Annotated in this window: 15 protein-coding genes; 9 read left to right on the top strand and 6 right to left on the bottom strand. The window is 72.4% G+C overall.

The window, feature by feature from the left end:
• Positions 1 to 3 precede the first annotated feature (3 nt).
• Genes ACZ52R_RS25875 through hutI form a run of 3 tightly spaced genes read left to right on the top strand, consistent with a single transcriptional unit; the run spans position 4 to position 3,781 of the window.
• Positions 4 to 1,185 carry an allantoate amidohydrolase gene (locus tag ACZ52R_RS25875; protein WP_465616375.1) on the top strand — a complete coding sequence of 394 codons (1,182 nt, stop codon included), beginning with the start codon at positions 4 to 6 and terminating at the stop codon, positions 1,183 to 1,185.
• 32 nt (positions 1,186 to 1,217) lie between these two features.
• A complete protein-coding gene (locus ACZ52R_RS25870) occupies positions 1,218 to 2,570 on the top strand; it encodes a formimidoylglutamate deiminase (RefSeq protein WP_465754269.1) in 1,353 nt (450 codons plus the stop codon).
• A gap of 35 nt (positions 2,571 to 2,605) precedes the next feature.
• Complete coding sequence (gene hutI / locus ACZ52R_RS25865) at positions 2,606 to 3,781, top strand: imidazolonepropionase (protein WP_465754244.1); 1,176 nt, start codon at positions 2,606 to 2,608, stop codon at positions 3,779 to 3,781.
• 57 nt (positions 3,782 to 3,838) lie between these two features.
• Here hutI and ACZ52R_RS25860 read toward each other — a convergent pair whose 3' ends face one another.
• Entirely contained in the window at positions 3,839 to 5,890 is a 2,052-nt protein-coding gene (locus ACZ52R_RS25860) for a prolyl oligopeptidase family serine peptidase (RefSeq protein ID WP_465754243.1), read from the bottom strand.
• A gap of 136 nt (positions 5,891 to 6,026) precedes the next feature.
• Positions 6,027 to 7,535, bottom strand: coding sequence for a peptide MFS transporter (locus ACZ52R_RS25855; protein WP_465616341.1), 1,509 nt, complete (start codon positions 7,533 to 7,535; stop codon positions 6,027 to 6,029).
• A gap of 329 nt (positions 7,536 to 7,864) precedes the next feature.
• On the opposite strand from ACZ52R_RS25855, the gene ACZ52R_RS25850 reads away from it, so the two are divergent.
• On the top strand, positions 7,865 to 8,539 hold the full coding sequence (locus ACZ52R_RS25850; protein ID WP_030058577.1) for a response regulator transcription factor: 675 nt from the start codon (positions 7,865 to 7,867) through the stop codon (positions 8,537 to 8,539).
• 64 nt (positions 8,540 to 8,603) lie between these two features.
• Positions 8,604 to 9,851 (top strand): ATP-binding protein, encoded by a 1,248-nt coding sequence (locus ACZ52R_RS25845; RefSeq protein ID WP_360495381.1) that lies wholly within the window; start codon positions 8,604 to 8,606, stop codon positions 9,849 to 9,851.
• A gap of 98 nt (positions 9,852 to 9,949) precedes the next feature.
• Here ACZ52R_RS25845 and ACZ52R_RS25840 read toward each other — a convergent pair whose 3' ends face one another.
• Positions 9,950 to 10,645 carry an ester cyclase gene (locus ACZ52R_RS25840; protein ID WP_465754242.1) on the bottom strand — a complete coding sequence of 232 codons (696 nt, stop codon included), beginning with the start codon at positions 10,643 to 10,645 and terminating at the stop codon, positions 9,950 to 9,952.
• 194 nt (positions 10,646 to 10,839) lie between these two features.
• Complete coding sequence (locus tag ACZ52R_RS25835; RefSeq protein ID WP_465754241.1) at positions 10,840 to 11,400, bottom strand: GtrA family protein; 561 nt, start codon at positions 11,398 to 11,400, stop codon at positions 10,840 to 10,842.
• A gap of 258 nt (positions 11,401 to 11,658) precedes the next feature.
• Here ACZ52R_RS25835 and ACZ52R_RS25830 point away from each other — a divergent pair, with 258 nt between their 5' ends.
• From ACZ52R_RS25830 to ACZ52R_RS25820, 3 genes are read left to right on the top strand one after another with little or no spacing between them, the layout of a single operon-like run.
• The gene (locus tag ACZ52R_RS25830) at positions 11,659 to 12,798 is read left to right on the top strand and encodes a 5-(carboxyamino)imidazole ribonucleotide synthase (protein WP_465616379.1); all 1,140 of its coding nucleotides are present in this window, start codon (positions 11,659 to 11,661) and stop codon (positions 12,796 to 12,798) included.
• Positions 12,795 to 13,328, top strand: a complete 534-nt coding sequence (gene purE / locus ACZ52R_RS25825) for a 5-(carboxyamino)imidazole ribonucleotide mutase (RefSeq protein ID WP_360495389.1) — start codon at positions 12,795 to 12,797, stop codon at positions 13,326 to 13,328. Before ACZ52R_RS25830 ends, purE begins: the two co-directional genes overlap by 4 nt.
• A 33-nt stretch (positions 13,329 to 13,361) precedes the next feature.
• On the top strand, positions 13,362 to 14,576 hold the full coding sequence (locus ACZ52R_RS25820; protein WP_465662371.1) for a dipeptidase: 1,215 nt from the start codon (positions 13,362 to 13,364) through the stop codon (positions 14,574 to 14,576).
• Here ACZ52R_RS25820 and ACZ52R_RS25815 read toward each other — a convergent pair.
• Complete coding sequence (locus ACZ52R_RS25815) at positions 14,573 to 14,998, bottom strand: CoA-binding protein (protein ID WP_465754240.1); 426 nt, start codon at positions 14,996 to 14,998, stop codon at positions 14,573 to 14,575. The two genes, ACZ52R_RS25820 and ACZ52R_RS25815, sit on opposite strands and share 4 nt — an antisense overlap.
• A 215-nt stretch (positions 14,999 to 15,213) precedes the next feature.
• Positions 15,214 to 16,551 (bottom strand): UDP-glucose dehydrogenase family protein, encoded by a 1,338-nt coding sequence (locus ACZ52R_RS25810; protein WP_360495401.1) that lies wholly within the window; start codon positions 16,549 to 16,551, stop codon positions 15,214 to 15,216.
• A 252-nt stretch (positions 16,552 to 16,803) separates the two neighbouring features.
• Between ACZ52R_RS25810 and ACZ52R_RS25805 the strand changes: the two genes are divergently transcribed.
• A partial coding sequence (locus tag ACZ52R_RS25805; RefSeq protein ID WP_465616352.1) for an acyl-CoA dehydrogenase family protein occupies positions 16,804 to 17,241 on the top strand: 438 nt, incomplete at its 3' end.

Below are 17,241 nucleotides of genomic sequence, written 5' to 3'. Positions count from 1 at the left end.
GAGATGTGGGCGGAGCTGCTCCCCGTGGGCCGCTCCGCCTCCTCCGGCGGCTACCGCCGGTTCGCCTGGAACTCCGCCGACGCCGAGTGCCGCGCCTGGTTCGAGCAGCAGGCCCGCAGCCGCGGCCTGGCGTACGAGCTGGACCGCAACGGCAACCAGTGGGCCTGGCTGGGCGACCCGCAGGCCGGCGGGGCCGTCGTCACCGGCTCGCACCTGGACTCCGTCCCGGACGGCGGCGCCTTCGACGGCCCGCTCGGGGTGGTCTCCTCCTTCGCCGCGCTGGACGAACTCCGCGCCCGGGGAACCGAGTTCACCCGGCCGCTGGCGGTCGTCAACTTCGGTGACGAGGAGGGCGCCCGGTTCGGCGTGGCCTGCATCGGCTCCCGGCTGACCGCCGGGGTGCTCTCCCGCGAGGCCGCGTACGAGCTGCGCGACGCCGCCGGCGTCCGGCTGCCCGACGCGATGGAGAAGGCCGGCTACGACCCGACCGGGATCGGCGCGGACGACGACCGGCTGGCCCGGATCGGCGCCTTCGTCGAACTCCACGTCGAGCAGGGCCGCTACCTCGCCGAGGGGCAGCCGGTCGGCGTGGCCGGCGCGATCTGGCCGCACGGCCGCTGGCGGTTCGACTTCCACGGCGAGGCCAACCACGCCGGCACCACCCGGATCGAGGACCGCCGCGACCCGATGCTGACCTACGCCAACACGGTGCTCGCCGCCCGCAAGAAGGCGAAGCAGGCGGGTGCGCTGGCCACCTTCGGCAAGGTCGCGGTCGAGCCCAACGGCACCAACGCGATCGCCTCGCTGGTGCGCGGCTGGCTGGACTCCCGGGCGGCCGACGAGCGCACCCTCACCGCGCTGGTCGCCGAGATCGAGCAGGCCGCCGCCGAGCGCGGCGGGCGCGACGGCGTCCGGGTCGAGCTGACCCGCGAGTCGTACACCCCGGTGGTGGACTTCGACGGTCCGCTGCGCGACCGGCTCGCCAAGCTGCTGGACGCCCCGGTACTGCCCACCGGCGCGGGACACGACGCCGGGATCCTGGCGTCCGCGATCCCGACCGCCATGCTGTTCGTGCGCAACCCCAGCGGCGTCTCGCACTCCCCGGCCGAACACGCCGAGGTGGCGGACTGCCTGGCCGGGGTCACCGCCCTCGCCGACGTACTGGAGGACCTGGCGTGTCAGTGACCTCAGCGACCTCACCGTCCTCAACGGCCGCGGTGACCGCGGTGAGCTACTGGGCGCAGCACGCCTGGCTGCCGCACCCCAACGGGCCGGTGGTCGAGCGGGACGTGCTGATCGCCACCGGCCCCGGCGGCCTGATCACCTCGGTGACGCCGGACAGCGGGCCCTGCCCGCCCGGCGCCGTCCGCCTCGACGGGCTGCTGCTGCCCGGCCAGGCGAACGCCCACTCGCACGCCTTCCACCGCGCGCTGCGCGGGCACGTGCAGGTCGGCTCCGGCACCTTCTGGACCTGGCGCGACACCATGTACCGGTTCGCCGGCGCGCTCGACCCGGACAGCTACCTGGACCTCGCCACCGCCGTCTACGCCGAGATGGCGCTGGCCGGGATCACGGCCGTCGGCGAGTTCCACTACCTGCACCACGCGCCCGGCGGCGCCCGCTACACCGACCCGAACGCGATGGGCGAGGCGCTGATCGAGGCCGCCGCCCGGGCCGGCATCCGGATCACCCTGCTGGACACCTGCTACCTGTCCGCCGGCTTCGGCGCCGAGCCGACCAAGCCGCAGCAGCGGTTCGGCGACGGCGACGCGCAGGCCTGGGCCGAGCGGGCGGACGCGCTCAAGCCGCGCGAGCACGCCCGGATCGGCGCCGCCATCCACTCGGTCCGGGCCGTCCCGGCCGAGCAGTTGGGCACCGTCGCGCACTGGGCGGCGATGCGCAGGGCGCCGCTGCACGTCCACCTGTCCGAGCAGACCGCCGAGAACGACGCCTGCCTCGCCGCGCACGGCGTCACCCCGACCCGGCTGCTCGCCGACCACGGCGCGCTCGGCCCACGCACCTCGGTCGTGCACGCCACCCACCTCACCGACGAGGACGTCAAGCTCCTCACCGACTCCTCCACGACCGTCTGCATGTGCCCCACCACCGAGCGGGACCTCGCGGACGGCATCGGCCCGGCCCGCCGGCTCGCCTCGGCGGGCTGCCCGATCACCCTGGGCAGCGACAGCCACGCGGTCGTCGACCCGTTCGAGGAGGCCCGCGCGCTGGAGCTGGACGAGCGGCTGCGCACCCGCACCCGCGGCCACTGGACGGCCAACGCGCTGCTGCGGGCCGGCACCGAGGACGGGCACGCCTCGCTCGGCTGGCCGGAGGCCGGGCGGATCGAGGCCGGGGCGCTCGCCGACTTCACGGTGATCGCGCTGGACTCCGTCCGCACCGCGGGCCCGCCGCCCCGGCTCGGCGCCGAGATCGCGGTCTTCGCGGCCTCGGCGGCGGACGTGCGGCACGTGGTGGTCGGCGGCCGGCACGTCGTCCGGGACGGCGCGCACCAGCTGGTGGCCGACGTTCCGGGGGCGCTGCGGTCCGCCATCGGCGCGCTGGACTACTGAGCCCACCTCCCCAACTCCCCTCGGAAGGCCTTGTCTTGAGCACCAGGACCACCTTGATCACGGGCATCGGCAGCCTGGTCACCAACGACCCCGGGCAGGGCGCCGGGCCGCTCGGCCTGCTGACCGACGCGGCCGTGGTGCTGGACGGCGCCACCGTCGCCTGGGTCGGGCCGGCGGCGCAGGCCCCGGGCGCGGACGAGCGCTTCGACGCCGAGGGCCGGGCCCTGCTGCCCGGCTTCGTCGACTCGCACGCCCACCTGGTGTTCGCGGGCGACCGCACCGCCGAGTTCAACGCCCGGATGTCCGGCCAGGCGTACACGGCGGGCGGGATCCGCACCACCGTGGCGGCCACCCGGGCCGCGAGCGACGCCGAACTGGACGCCAACCTGGACCGGTTCGTCCGGGAGGCGCTGCGCCAGGGCACCACCACCATCGAGTGCAAGTCCGGCTACGGGCTGACGGTGGCGGACGAGGCCCGGGCGCTGCGGATCGCCTCGCGGCACACCCCGGAGACCACCTACCTGGGCGCGCACGTGGTCGCCCCCGAGTACGCCGAGGACCCGGCCGGGTACGTCGACCTGGTCACCGGCGAGATGCTGGACGCCTGCGCCCCGCACGCCCGTTGGGTGGACGTGTTCTGCGAGAAGGGCGCCTTCGACGGCGACCAGGCGCGGGCGATCCTGACCGCCGGCATCGAGCGCGGCCTCACCCCCCGGGTGCACGCCAACCAGCTCTCGTACGGGCCCGGCGTGCAGCTCGCCGTCGAGCTGGGGGCCGCCTCGGCGGACCACTGCACCCATCTGACGGACGAGGACGTGGCGGCGCTGGCCGGGTCGGGGACGGTCGCGACGCTGCTGCCGGGGGCGGAGTTCTCCACCCGGGCCGAGTACCCGAGCGGGCGCCGACTGCTGGACGCGGGGGCGGTGGTGGCGTTGTCCACCGACTGCAACCCGGGCTCCAGCTTCACGAGTTCGATGGCGTTCTGCATCGCGGTCGCGGTGCGGGAGATGGGGATGACGCCGGACGAGGCGGTCTGGGCGGCCACCGCGGGCGGCGCCCACGCGCTGCGGCGCACCGACGTCGGCGTGGTCGCGCCCGGCGCCCGGGCCGACCTGCTGCTGCTCGACGCGCCCTCGCACGTCCACCTGGCCTACCGGCCTGGCGTGCCACTGACGGCCGCGGTCTGGCGGGCGGGCGTCCGCGAGGTCTGACCTGCGGTCGGCGGGAGGCTCCCGCGCCCCCGGGGTGGCGGGCGCGGGAGCCTTTCGCTATTCCGAGGCCTGCTGTCCGGGTCCGGGTGTGTCATCCGAGGCCAAGGAGCGCCGGAGGAAGTCCAGTTCGTGCCCCAGCAGGTGCTCCACCACCGCCTCGTCGCTCGGCCGGTGGCCGGTGGCGGCGAGCGGCAGGACCTCGTGCGGGCGGCCCGCGGCGAGCAGGGCCCGGGAGAGCCGCAGGGTGTGGGCGGGGAAGACGTTGTCGTCCGCGAGGCCCTGGATCAGCAGCAGCGGGCGGCGCAGCTTCGGCGCTTCGGCGATCAGGTCGCCGGCGTCGTAGTGCTCGGGGTGCTCGTCGGGGTGGCCGAGGAACCGTTCCTGCCAGTGGGTGTCGTACATCCTGTGGTCGGTGGGGGCGGCCCCGGCGGAGGCGGCGTGGAAGACGTCGGGGCGGCGCAGCACGGCGAGCGCGGCGAGGAAGCCGCCGTACGACCAGCCGCGGATGGCGACCCGGTCGAGGTCGAGCAGTCCGGGCCGCAGCCGGGCGGTCTCGTGCAGGCCGTCGATCTGGTCCTCCAGAGCGGGGCCGGCCTTGTCGCCGTAGATCGTCTTGTCCCACCGCGGCCCGCGTCCGGGGGTGCCGCGGCCGTCCACCACCAGCACCGCGAGGCCCTGGTCGGCGAACCACTGGGACACCTGCTCGTGCCAGGCGCCGCCGGTGGTGACCTTCTGCATGGCGGGCCCGGCGTACGGGTCGAGTAGGACTGGCAGCGGGCCGTCGGCGGGGCGGTGGCCGGTGGGCAGGTAGAGCGCGGCGCGCAGTTCGCGGGGGCCGAGGCGGAGCAGTTCGGGGCGGGAGGCGAGCACGGGCGGCTCCGCGTGCGAAACCAGCGGGAGCGCCGGACGCCCCTCGCGCAGGACGGTGGTGCGGCCGCCGGGGGAGCGGGTGGTGAGGACCAGCGTTCCGCCCCGCGCGACCCCGTCGTGCAGGCCCGGGCCGCTGCTCAACTGTCGTATGCCGTGGCCCGGTTCGTACGTCCAGAGGTGAGTTTCGGTGGGCTCCTCGGAGGCGGTGAACAGCACCTGCTCGCCCTCTGTCCCGAGGACGGCCCGCAGTTGCAGCCCGGCCGGGGTGACGGGCTTGCCGTCGACAGTCAGGTGCCGGGTGTCGCCGTCGTCGGCGGTGTCGACCAATGCTCCGCCCGCTGTCCGGACCGGCAGGCCGGGGAGCAGTTCGACCCAATGCGGGTCCGTTCGCTCGGCGAGCACCCGGATGGTGCCGTCCGCCCCGATCGCCAGGGTGCGGACGGTGCGTTGGTCACGGCTCTGCACGGCGGCGTACGGGCCGTGGCCGTCCCAGCCGGCGGCGGTGAGGTACTCGAAGGCGGTGCGGTCCCAGCGGACCTCGGTGCGGCTCCCGTCGAGGCCGAGCAGCCACAGCGAGACGTCGGCGTTGGCGGTGCCGGCCGGCGGGTAGCGGATGGCGCGCGGCGGTTGCCGCGGGTCGGCCGGGTCGGTGAGGAACCAACGGGTGACCGGGCGCTCGTCGACCCGGGCGACCAGCAGGGCGCTGCCGTCGGGGGACCACCAGTGGCCGTCGGTGCGGTACATCTCCCCGGTGGCGACGTACTCGGCGAGGCCGTAGGAGACGTCCTCGGCCTCGGGTTCGGCGAGCGCCCGGTCGTCCGCACCGTCGACGCCGACCACCCGCAGGGCGCCGCCGCTGACGTAGGCGATCCGGCGGCCGGTCGGGTCCAGCCGCACCTCCTGCGGCTCACCGGCGGCCGGGACGGTGCGGACGGTGCCGTCGGCGGTGTCGGCCAGCCACAGCGCGCCGTCCAGTGCGAAGGCCGCGTACCGTCCGTCGGCGTCGGTGCCGTACGCCGTGATGCCGGTGGTGGCGCCGAGGGCGGCCGGGTCGGCGATCAGTCGTTCCCCGCCGCCGTCGGTGTCCAGGGCCCAGAGGCAGGTGAGCGGGTCGGTGCCGTCCCGGCCGCGCAGGAACAGCACGGTGGCGCCGTCGGCGGACGGCTGCGGCCGGGTGGGGGCGCCGAGGGTGAACCGGCGGGTGCGGGCCAACTGACGGGGGAGCGAGTCGGTCGTCATACCGGGCACCGTAGGCATGGCCGGCCCGGTCCCGTCGGGGGAACGGGGGAAAACGGCCGGGGCCGCCGTGGATCTCAGGAATCCACGGCGGCCCCGGAGTCGTGAGCCGATCGTCAGTGCATCAGTGCACGTCGGGTCAGTGCACGTCGCCCATGAGCTTGACGACCTTCTTGCGGTACATCGCCAGCGCGATGCCGGCGAGGATCGCCATGGCGCCCTGCACCGCGAAGTACGCGGTGCCGCCGACCACCTTGTCGCCCAGCACCAGCTGGAAGATGGCGGCGACGCAGTCGCCCGCGGTGACCGCGAGGAACCAGACGCCCATCATCTGGCTGGCGTACTTGGTGGGCGCCAGCTTGGTGGTGACGGACAGGCCGACGGGGGAGAGGGTGAGCTCACCGACGGTCTGGACCAGGTAGACCATGGCCAGCCACAGCGGGGTGACCTTGGCGCCGCCGGAGGCGGAGGCCATCGCCAGCATCATGACGATGAAGGAGGCGCCGATCATCAGCAGACCGAAGGCGAACTTCATGGTGGTGCTGGGGTTCTTCGACCGACGGGCCAGGGCGACCCAGATCCAGGCGAAGACCGGGGCCAGCGCCATGATGTACAGCGGGTTGAGCGACTGGAACCAGCTGGACGGGAAGTCGAACCCGAGCAGCGTGGACGCGGTGTGCTCGTCGGCGAAGATGTTCAGCGTCGAGCCGGACTGGTCGTAGATCATCCAGAACACGGCGGCGGCGACGAAGAACCAGATGTAGCCACTCATCTTGGACTGCTCGGCGGCGTCGAGGTCCTTGTCGCGCTTCACCTTGGCGAAGACGAAGACCGGGATCGCCAGGCCCGCGATGGACAGCGGCCAGATCGCCCAGTTGATGGTGAAGTGGCCGGTGACGGCGACGATCACGTAGAAGGCGGCCGCGACGGCCAGCCAGATGCCGGCCTTGGTGAAGATCTTCCGCTTCTCGTCCGCGCTGATCGGCGAGGTGACGACGTTGCTCTTCGGGCTCAGGTGGCGGGTGCCCAGCAGGAACTGGCCCAGGCCGAGCGCCATGCCGACGCCGGCCAGGGCGAAGCCCAGGTGCCAGCTGACGTTCTGGCCGACGGTGCCGATGACCAGCGGGGCCGCGAAGGCGCCGAGGTTGATGCCCATGTAGAAGACGGTGAAGCCACCGTCGCGGCGCGGGTCGTTCGGGCCGTCGTAGAGGTGGCCGACCATCGTCGAGATGTTGGCCTTGAGCAGGCCCGAGCCGATCGCGATCAGGGCGAGGCCGACGAAGAACGACGCGCTGAACGGGACGGCCAGCAGGAAGTGGCCGATCATGATGATCGTGCCGCCGACCGCGACGGTCTTGCGCGCGCCGAGGAAGCGGTCCGCGATCCAGCCGCCCGGGAGGGCCAGCAGGTAGACCATGGCCGTGTAAACGCTGTACACGGCGGCGGCGACCGCCGCCTTCATACCGAGCCCGCCGTCCGTGATGGAGGCGGTCATGTAGAGCACCAGCAGGGCGCGCATGCCGTAGTAGCTGAAGCGCTCCCACATCTCGCTCATGAAGAGAGTGGCGAGGCCTCGGGGGTGACCGAGGAAGGTCTTGCCGCTGGGAGAGGCCGACGTAACGTCGGCGTCCAGGGTCGTAGACGCCATGTGTAGGGGTTCCTTGCCTGACAGCGTCCGCCTAGGGGGGTGGCGGCGGACGTGGACGAAACCACTCTACGTGGCGATATTCGGCTCTATCAGATGACAAAAGCCACGAATTAGGTATGGCAATGGCAAAGAGATGAACAGATCTTCCCGATCGATCCATGGTAGATGCGGTTATCCTCCTTCGGATTCAAGATCCAGTAGGGGATTCTTCGCTGAACCGGCGGGCCGCAACGCTCTGTTGAACTCAGTCGGATGCCCGTATAACGATCACGCTCTGTGAACTACCTCACAGGGCGTACGGGCTTACCCCGGCGGACTACCATCACCCCATGACCTGTGTGCTGCTTGCCGAGGACGATCCGGCGATCTCCGAACCGCTCGCCCGGGCCCTGCGACGCGAGGGCTATGAGGTGCTCGTCCGCGAGGACGGTCCGACCGCACTGGCCGCCGGCCTCACCGAGGAGGTCGACCTCGTCGTCCTCGACCTCGGCCTGCCCGAGATGGACGGCCTGGAGGTCTGCCGCCGCCTGCGTGCCGACGGCAAGAGCTGCCCCGTCCTGGTGCTCACCGCCCGCGCCGACGAGGTGGACACCGTGGTCGGCCTGGACGCCGGCGCCGACGACTACGTCACCAAGCCCTTCCGCCTGGCCGAACTGCTCGCCCGCGTCCGGGCCCTGCTCCGGCGCGGCAACGTCGACCAGCTCACCACCGGCGCGCACGGGGTGAAGATCGACATCGAGTCCCACCGCGCCTGGCTCGGCGACGAGGAGCTCACCCTCTCCGCCAAGGAGTTCGAGCTGCTGCGCGTGCTGGTCCGGGACGCCGGCCGGGTGGTCACCCGCGAGGAGATCATGCGCCAGGTCTGGGACACCACCTGGTGGACCTCCACCAAGACCCTGGACATGCACATCTCGTGGCTCCGCAAGAAGCTCGGCGACGACGCGGCCAACCCGCGCTACATCGCCACCGTGCGCGGAGTGGGGTTCCGGTTCGAGAAGAATTAGCCCCCGTACGGAGATCGGGACCGGGCCACAGCCGGTGAAGCGGAACACCTCGGGGAGCGGCAGCGTGAAACGCCGGATGATCAACTCGCTGCTGGGCGTCGTCCTGGTGGTCGTCGTGGTGTTCTGCGTGCCGCTCGCCCTGGTCGAGAAGCGCACCATCGTCAACTCGGCCCAGGACCGGGTGGACGCGGCCGCCGTCCGGGTGCTCGCCCTGGTCGAGAGCCGGATCGGCGCGAACGAGGGCGTCACCAACGAGCGGGCCTTCGAGAGCCAGGTCACCGAGGGCACCTACGTCGAGGTGCAGATCCCCGGCCAGCAGGTGCTCTCGGCCGGCCAGCGCCCGGCGGGCAGCCACCTGCTGAAGGCCGTCGAACGCGGCAACAGCGGCGAGACCGTCACCGTCGAGCAGTCCCGCGAGGACGTCGACCACGAGATCGCCAACAACCTGCTGCTGCTCGGCGTGGTCGCCCTGCTCGCCGTCCAGGCCGCCGTGGCGCTCGCCGTCTGGCAGGCCAAGCGGCTCGCCCGCCCGCTCACCGACCTCGCCGAGACCGCCGAACGGCTCGGCTCCGGCGACCCGCGCCCGCGCGACCGCCGCTACGGGGTGCCCGAACTCGACCGGGTCGCCGAGGTGCTGGACACCAGCGCCGAGCGGATCGCCCGGATGCTCACCGCCGAGCGACGGCTCGCCGCCGACGCCTCGCACCAGCTGCGCACCCCGCTCACCGCGCTCTCCATGCGACTCGAGGAGATCACCGCCCTCGCCGAGGACCCGGAGACCGTCAAGGAGGAGGCGACCATCGCCCTCCAGCAGGTCGAGCGGCTCACCGACGTCGTCCAGCGGCTGCTCACCACCCAGCGCGACCCGCGCAGCCCCACCGCCGTCGCCTTCGACCTGGACGAGGTCATCAAGCAGCAGGTGGAGGAGTGGGGCCCGACGCTGCGCGAGAAGGGCCGGGTGCTCTCCCTGGAAGGCCTGCACGGGATCACCGCGGTCGGCACCCCGGGGACGGTCGCCCAGGTGCTGGCCACCCTGATCGAGAACTCCCTGATGCACGGCGCCGGGACGATCACCCTGCGGGTCCGGCCCTCCGGCACCTCGGTCGTGGTCGAGGTGCAGGACCAAGGCGCCGGAGTGCCGCCGGACCTCGGCAACCGGGTGTTCGAGCGCGCGGTCAGCGGCCGCAACTCCACCGGCATCGGCCTCGCCGTCGCCCGCGACCTCGCGGAGGCGGACGGCGGGCGGCTCGAACTGCTCTCGCTGAAGCCCCCGGTGTTCGCGATCTTCCTCGGGCGCAGCCACGAGGACTGAGCTTGAGGACCGAGCACGAGGACCGAGCACGAGGACCGAGCACGAGGACCGAGCACGAGGACCGAGCGGGGTCGCCGGTCGGGGTTCGCCGGGCAGGGTCAGGCGCTGGGCAGCACGCCGAGCTGGCGCATCAGGCCCATCACGTCCCACTGCCACCAGCCCTCGCAGATCTTCCCGTCCCTGAAGCGGAAGGTGGTCGTGCCGCGTCCGACCACCGACTTGCCGGTGTTCGGCACGCCCATGAAGTCGGCCTTCTGGGTGGCGTGCCAGGTCCACCGGGTGGCCACCTCGTCGCCCTCGGCGATCTGGCCCTCGGTGTCGAAGGTGAAGTCGAAGGCGCCCAGGTAGTTGCCGCAGCGCTCCCGGAACGCGGCCGGGCCGACCGCGTCGCTCTCGCTGCCGTAGTCGTGGTCGCGGTAGTCGGCGGTCATGCACTCGTCGATGATGTCGAGGTTGCCGGCCGACAGCCGTTCGAGGACCCGGCTCGCGGTGGCCTTGTTGAACCGCGCGTCGCGGACCACGTCGAGGTCGGTGAAGGTCGGCGGCGCGTCGCAGAGCGCCACCATCTCCCGGAAGATCCGGTCGGTCTCGGGCAGGTGGGAGTTCTTCATCGCCTCCTCGTAGGAGGGGAACTCCACGATCTCCACCACGTGCTTGGTGTCGGAACGGTCGGTGCCGACCACCGCGTGCGAGGCGGTCCGCTTGCCCCGGGTCGCCTCGACCCAGGTGTCCATCAGCTGGTTGAGGTCGTCGAGCCTGTCGGTCTGGCAGTCGATGATCTGGACGAACGTCATGGCGAGCCTCCTGACCCCCCGGCCGTGATCGTTCGCTGACCGCGCTCGCCCTTGGTCACCACTCTCCTCCGCCGGCGGCGCAGACAGCAAGCCCCGGCGGCCGGATCGGCCTGCCGGGGCTGCGGGGTCTGTGCGGTCCGCGGGTCTGGGCGTGGTGCGCGTGGCCCGCGGGGGAGGGCTACCGGGCGCGGGGCCTATTCGGCCTTGGCGTAGCGGATCTGCTCGGCGGCCAGCATCAGCTCGGCCTGGGCGGCCAGCTCCTGGCCGCTGGCGGTGCCCGCCGCCTGCTGGGCCGGCAGCTCGACCGGCTCCGGCTCGGCCTTGAACACCCAGGTGCGGTAGGAGACGAAGCGGAAGACGGTGGCCACCGCGAGGCCGATCACCTTGGCGCCCAGCTGCTCGTAGTGCGAGTCCAGCTTCAGCACGTACACCGAGAAGCCGAGCACGCCGGTCTCGATCAGCATGCCGATGCCGCTGTAGACCAGGAAGAGCGTGATCTCCCGCTTGCGGGAGGCGGCGTCGCGGTCCCGGTACAGCCAGTAGCGGTAGCCGAGGTAGTTGGTGGCGATAGCGATCACCGTCGCCGCGATGTTCGACCGCACCGAGGCCAGGTGCAGGCCGTTGATGCAGACCCAGAAGACGGCGAAGTTGACCACCACGCCGCTCAGGCCGACGATGCCGAACTTCACGACTTCGCCCTTGAGCCCACGCAGTTTCTGCGCGAGTGAGGGTTTCGAAGCTGCGGTCGTCGCCATACCGGACTGCCTCCATGTGCCTGCGGGTCGAAAGGGCTGATCGCAGCGGCGCGGCCGCCCCTTGAGCCCTGCGTGCACGCACATGATCTGACCGCGTAGACCAGGACCTGGCCGTCCAGGCTACCCGCTTCCGCCGAACGGCTCAGCCGCGAGGCCCCCGGGTTGACATCTACGCGCGTCCGCTTTCGAGGGCCCACCAGCGGCTCCACCACCCCCGACCGGCCCGGATATCCTGGCGGCGTGACTTCCCCGGGCAATGTGAATTTTCCAGTGGTGGGCATGATCGGTGGCGGGCAGCTGGCCCGCATGGCACACCAGGCGGGCATCCCGCTCGGGGTCAGGTTCAAACTCCTCGCCGACACGCCCCAGGACTCCGCCGCGCAAGTGGTCTCCGACGTCGTCCTCGGCGACTACCGCGACCTCGACACCCTGCGCCGCTTCGCCGCGGGCTGCGACGTGGTCACCTTCGACCACGAGCACGTCCCCACCGAGCACCTGCGGGCCCTGGAGGCCGACGGCATCGCCGTCCGCCCCGGCCCGGACGCGCTCGTCAACGCCCAGGACAAGGGCGTGATGCGGGCCAAGCTGGACTCCATCGACGTGCCCTGCCCCCGCCACCGGATCGTCGCCGACCCGGCCGACGTCACCGCGTTCGCGGCCGAGGGCGAGGGCTACCCCGTCGTCCTGAAGACCGTCCGCGGCGGCTACGACGGCAAGGGCGTCTGGGTCGTGGACAGCGAGCAGGAGGCGCAGGCCCCGTTCCTGGCCGGCGTCCCCGTGCTGGCCGAGGAGAAGGTCGACTTCGTCCGCGAGCTGGCCGCCAACGTGGTCCGCTCGCCCAGCGGCCAGGCCGTCGCCTACCCGGTCGTGGAAAGCGTCCAGGAGAACGGCGTCTGCGCCGAGGTCACCGCCCCCGCGCCGGACCTCGACCCGGCCCTGTCCGACGAGGCCCAGCAGCTCGCCCTGCGGATCGCCGGCGAACTCGGCATCACCGGCCACCTCGCCGTCGAGCTGTTCCAGACCCGCGACGGCCGGATCCTGGTCAACGAGCTGGCCATGCGCCCGCACAACTCCGGGCACTGGACCCAGGACGGCGCCGTCACCTCGCAGTTCGAGAACCACCTGCGGGCCGTCCTCGACCTCCCGCTCGGCGACCCCCGGCCGCGCGCCAAGTGGACCGTCATGGTCAACGTCCTCGGCGGCGACTACCCGGACATGTACCACGCCTTCCTGCACTGCATGGCCCGCGACCCCGGGCTGCGGATCCACATGTACGGGAAGGACGTGAAGCCCGGCCGCAAGGTCGGCCACGTCAACGTCTTCGGGGACGACCTCGAAGACGTCCGCGAGCGCGCCCGCCACGCGGCCGCCTACCTGCGAGGAACGATCACCGAATGAGCGCCTCCGCCCAGCCCGTCGTCGGCATCGTCATGGGCTCGGACTCCGACTGGCCCGTCATGGAGGCCGCCGCCCAGGCCCTCGACGAGTTCGAGATCCCCTACGAGGTGGACGTCGTCTCCGCCCACCGGATGCCGCGCGAGATGGTCGCGTACGGCGAGAACGCCCACAAGCGCGGCCTGAAGGCGATCATCGCGGGCGCCGGCGGCGCGGCCCACCTGCCGGGCATGCTGGCCTCGGTCACCCCGCTGCCCGTCATCGGCGTGCCGGTGCCGCTGCGCTACCTGGACGGTATGGACAGCCTGCTGTCGATCGTCCAGATGCCGGCCGGCGTCCCGGTGGCGACGGTCTCGGTGGCCGGCGCGCGCAACGCGGGCCTCCTCGCGGTGCGGATGCTCGCCGCCTTCGACCCCGAGCTCACCGAGCGGATGACCGACTTCCAGGCCGAGCTGAACAGCCAGGCCACCGAGAAGGGCAAGAAGCTCCGGGCCAAGGTGGCCGGTTCCTCCTCCTTCGGCTTCGGCAAGTAACCACGGTCGCGGCGGTGGGGTAGAACAGCTCGCATGACTTCCGAGACGGACTCCCCCACCCCGCTGGACCGCGCCCGCGCCCTGCTGCGCACCGCCCCCGTGGTGGACGGCCACAACGACCTCCCCTGGGCGATGCGCGAGCAGGCCGGGTACGACCTCGGCGCGCTCGACCTCGCCGCCGACCAGAGCGACCGCCTGCACACCGACCTCGCCCGCCTCGCGGAGGGCGGGGTCGGCGCGCAGTTCTGGTCCGTCTACGTCCCCGCCTCGCTGGCCGGCGACCACGCGGTGAGCGCCACCCTCGAGCAGATCGACTTCGTCCACGCCCTCGTCGAGCGCTACCCCGACCGGCTCCGCCTGGCCCGCACCGCCGCCGACATCGAGGCCGCCCGCGCGGAGGGCCGGATCGCCTCCCTCATGGGCGCCGAGGGCGGCCACTCCATCGACTGCTCGCTCGCCACCCTGCGCGCCCTGTACGAGCTGGGTGTGCGCTACCTGACGCTCACCCACAACGACAACGTGCCGTGGGCCGACTCCGCGACCGACAAGCCGGTGGCCGGCGGGCTGACCCGCTTCGGCGAGGAGGTCGTCCGCGAGATGAACCGGCTCGGCATGCTGGTCGACCTCTCGCACGTCTCCGCCGACACCATGCGGGACGCCCTGCGGGTCACCGAGGCGCCGGTGGTCTTCTCGCACTCCTCCGCCCGCGCGGTCTGCGACCACCCGCGCAACATCCCCGACGACGTCCTCGCCCAGCTGCCCGCCAACGGCGGCGTGGCGATGGCCACCTTCGTGCCCAAGTTCATCCTGCCCGCCGCCATCGAGTGGACCCTCGCCGCCGACGACAACATGCGCGCCCACGGCTTCCATCCGCTGGACACCACCCCGCCGGCCATGGAGCGGCATTACGCCTTCGAGGCCGAACACCCGCGCCCGATCGCCACCCCGGCCACCGTCGCCGACCACCTCGACCACATGCGCGAGGTCGCCGGCATCGACCACATCGGCATCGGCGGCGACTTCGACGGCACCGCCTTCCTGCCGGACGGCCTGGACTCGGTGGCCGGCTACCCCAACCTGGTCGCCGAACTCCTGCGCCGCCACTGGTCGGAGGCCGACCTGGCCAAGCTCACCTGGCACAACGCCGTCCGCGTCCTGCGCGACGCCGAGTCCGCCGCCACCTCACTGCGCGCCGGCCGCCGCCCGTCCATCGCCACCATCGCCCAGCTGGACGGCGCGAACTCCTAGGCCCCGTCCCCGTCCAGCAGCGGGATCTCGAGGGCCGGGCACTTGTCCATCACCATGGCGAGCCCGGCCTCCCGGGTCCGCCCGTACGCGGCCTCGTCCACCACCCCGAGCTGGAACCACACCGCCTTCGCCCCGACCGCCACGGCCTGGCCGGCCACCTCCCCGGCCAGCGCGCTGTTCACGAACACGTCCACCACGTCGACCGCGAACGGGATTTCGGCGAGCGAGGCGTAGCCCTGCTCGCCGAGGACCGTTTCGGCCTTCGGGTGCACCGGCACGATGCGCTTGCCGTAGCGCTGCAGCACCCGGGCCACGCCGTAGGCGGCCCGGGCGGTGTTGTCGGAGAGGCCGACCACGGCCCAGGTGTCCCCGGTGCCGGTGAGGATCTCGCGGACCGTCGCGTCGTCGCCGTAGCTCGTCATGCCGGTTCCAACGACGTTCGGGGACGCGGGATTCCGGCCAGGGCTCAGGCGTCGAAGGCCCGGAGCCTGACCCGGGCCGTACCGTCGTCGTCGCCTTAGGTGAACATGTTCAATTCGGTTGCCCGAATCGGTTGCCCGAATCGGTTGCCCGAATCGGTTGCCCGAAAAAGGCGCCCGCCCCCGGGTTCGGGGGCGGGCGCCGGGGGCTCAGGGGTTCAGCTGGGGCGGCCGAGGGCGCGGTAGGTCCAGCCGGCGGCGCGCCAGGCGTCGGCGTCGAGGACGTTGCGGCCGTCGAGGAGGCGGCGCTCGGCGACCACGGCGCCCAGCTCGGCCGGGTCCAGCTCGCGGAATTCGGCCCACTCGGTGAGGTGGAGGACGACGTGGGCGCCCTCGGCGGCCTCCAGGGCGGAGCCGGCGTAGGTGAGCGAGGGGAACATCTTGCGGGCGTTGTCGACGGCCTTCGGGTCGTAGACGGTGACCTGGGCGCCCTGGAGCTGGATCTGGGCGGCCACGTTGAGGGCGGGGGAGTCCCGGATGTCGTCCGAGTTGGGCTTGAAGGCGGCGCCGAGGACGGCGACCCGCCGGCCCAGGAAGCCGCCGCCGCACTGCTCGCGGGCCAGCTCGACCATCCGGGAGCGGCGCCGCATGTTGATCGAGTCGACCTCGCGCAGGAAGGTCAGCGCCTGGTCGGCGCCGAGCTCGCCGGCCCGGGCCATGAACGCGCGGATGTCCTTGGGCAGGCAGCCGCCGCCGAAGCCGAGGCCGGAGTTGAGGAACTTGCCGCCGATCCGCTCGTCGAAGGCCAGGGCCTTGCTGAGCTGGGTGACGTCCGCGCCGGCCGCCTCGCAGACCTCGGCCATCGCGTTGATGAAGGAGATCTTGGTGGCCAGGAAGGAGTTCGCGGCGGCCTTGACCAGTTCGGCGGTCGCGTAGTCGGTGACCACGAACGGCACCCCGGCCGCGATCGGCTCCGCGTACACCTCGCGCAGCAGCCGCTCGGCCCGCTCGCTCTGGGTGCCGACCACGATCCGGTCCGGCCGCAGGGTGTCCTGGACGGCGAAGCCCTCGCGCAGGAACTCCGGGTTCCAGGCGAGTTCGGCGCCCTCGCCGACCGGCGCGAGCGCGGCCAGCCGCTCGGCCAGCCGGGCCGCCGAACCGACCGGGACGGTGGACTTGCCGACCACCAGGGCCGGGCGGGTCAGGTGCGGTGCGAGCTCGTCGATCGCGGTGTCGACGTACGACATGTCGGCGGCGAACTCGCCCTTGCGCTGCGGGGTGTTGACGCAGACGAAGTGCACGTCGCCGAACTCGGCGGCCTCCTGGGCGGAGGTGGTGAACCGCAGTCGCCCGGTCGAACCCTCGTGCCCGGCCACGTGCTTGAGCAGCAGCTCGGACAGCCCCGGCTCGTACATCGGGACGCGGCCGGCGGTGAGCATGGCGATCTTGTCGGGGTCGATGTCCAGGCCCAGCACCTCGAAGCCGAACTCGGCCATCGCGGCGGCATGCGTGGCGCCGAGGTAGCCGGTGCCGATCACGGAGATGCGGAGGGTCACGGGTTCTCCCTGGAGGCGGACTCGACCGGTCTGGATGCGGACCCGACCGGTACGGACGCCCCCGATGCTATCCGTCCTGCCCGGGCGTGCAGGGATCGGCCGCACGCCCGGGACGCTAGGCAGCCGCAGGTCGGAGCCCTAGGATTGCTACTGAACGGTAGTTAACCCCGGATTCGACGTCGATCGGACCGGTTCGATCGGGCCGGATCCGGCTTCGCCGGGCTTCGGTCACTGGACGACGAGGCAGGCATCATGGCGGGCAGCGCAGGGGCAGCTGACTTCGATCTCTTCCGTATCTCCGAGGAGCACGAGATGCTTCGTGAGGCGGTGCGTTCGCTGGCCGAGGCGAAGATCGCTCCGTTCGCGGCGGAGGTGGACGAGCAGGGGCGGTTCCCGCAGGAGGCGCTGGACGCGTTGGCGGGCAATGACCTGCACGCGGTGCACGTGCCGGAGGTGTACGGCGGTGCGGGTGCGGACGCGTTGGCGACGGTGATCGTGATCGAGGAGGTCGCGCGGGTGTGCGCGTCGTCGTCGTTGATCCCGGCGGTGAACAAGCTGGGGTCGCTGCCGGTGCAGCTGTCGGGTTCGGAGGAGCTGAAGGCGAAGTACCTGGGGGCGCTGGCGCGGGGTGAGGGGATGTTCTCGTACTGCCTGTCGGAGCCGGAGGCGGGTTCGGACGCGGCGGGGATG

Source organism: Kitasatospora sp. NPDC034023, assembly GCF_055575795.1.
The sequence above is the reverse complement of the archived record's forward strand: the minus strand, read 5'-3'. Positions and strand labels throughout refer to the sequence as shown.

Coding starts and splice junctions, on each gene's coding strand:
- ACZ52R_RS25875 (WP_465616375.1), top strand. CDS start 4: ATGTGGGCGGAGCTGCTCCCCGTGGGCCGCTCCGCCTCCTCCGGCGGC.
- ACZ52R_RS25860 (WP_465754243.1), bottom strand. CDS start 5,890: ATGACGACCGACTCGCTCCCCCGTCAGTTGGCCCGCACCCGCCGGTTC.
- ACZ52R_RS25855 (WP_465616341.1), bottom strand. CDS start 7,535: ATGGCGTCTACGACCCTGGACGCCGACGTTACGTCGGCCTCTCCCAGC.
- ACZ52R_RS25850 (WP_030058577.1), top strand. CDS start 7,865: ATGACCTGTGTGCTGCTTGCCGAGGACGATCCGGCGATCTCCGAACCG.
- ACZ52R_RS25840 (WP_465754242.1), bottom strand. CDS start 10,645: ATGACGTTCGTCCAGATCATCGACTGCCAGACCGACAGGCTCGACGAC.
- ACZ52R_RS25835 (WP_465754241.1), bottom strand. CDS start 11,400: ATGGCGACGACCGCAGCTTCGAAACCCTCACTCGCGCAGAAACTGCGT.
- purE (WP_360495389.1), top strand. CDS start 12,795: ATGAGCGCCTCCGCCCAGCCCGTCGTCGGCATCGTCATGGGCTCGGAC.
- ACZ52R_RS25820 (WP_465662371.1), top strand. CDS start 13,362: ATGACTTCCGAGACGGACTCCCCCACCCCGCTGGACCGCGCCCGCGCC.
- ACZ52R_RS25815 (WP_465754240.1), bottom strand. CDS start 14,998: ATGACGAGCTACGGCGACGACGCGACGGTCCGCGAGATCCTCACCGGC.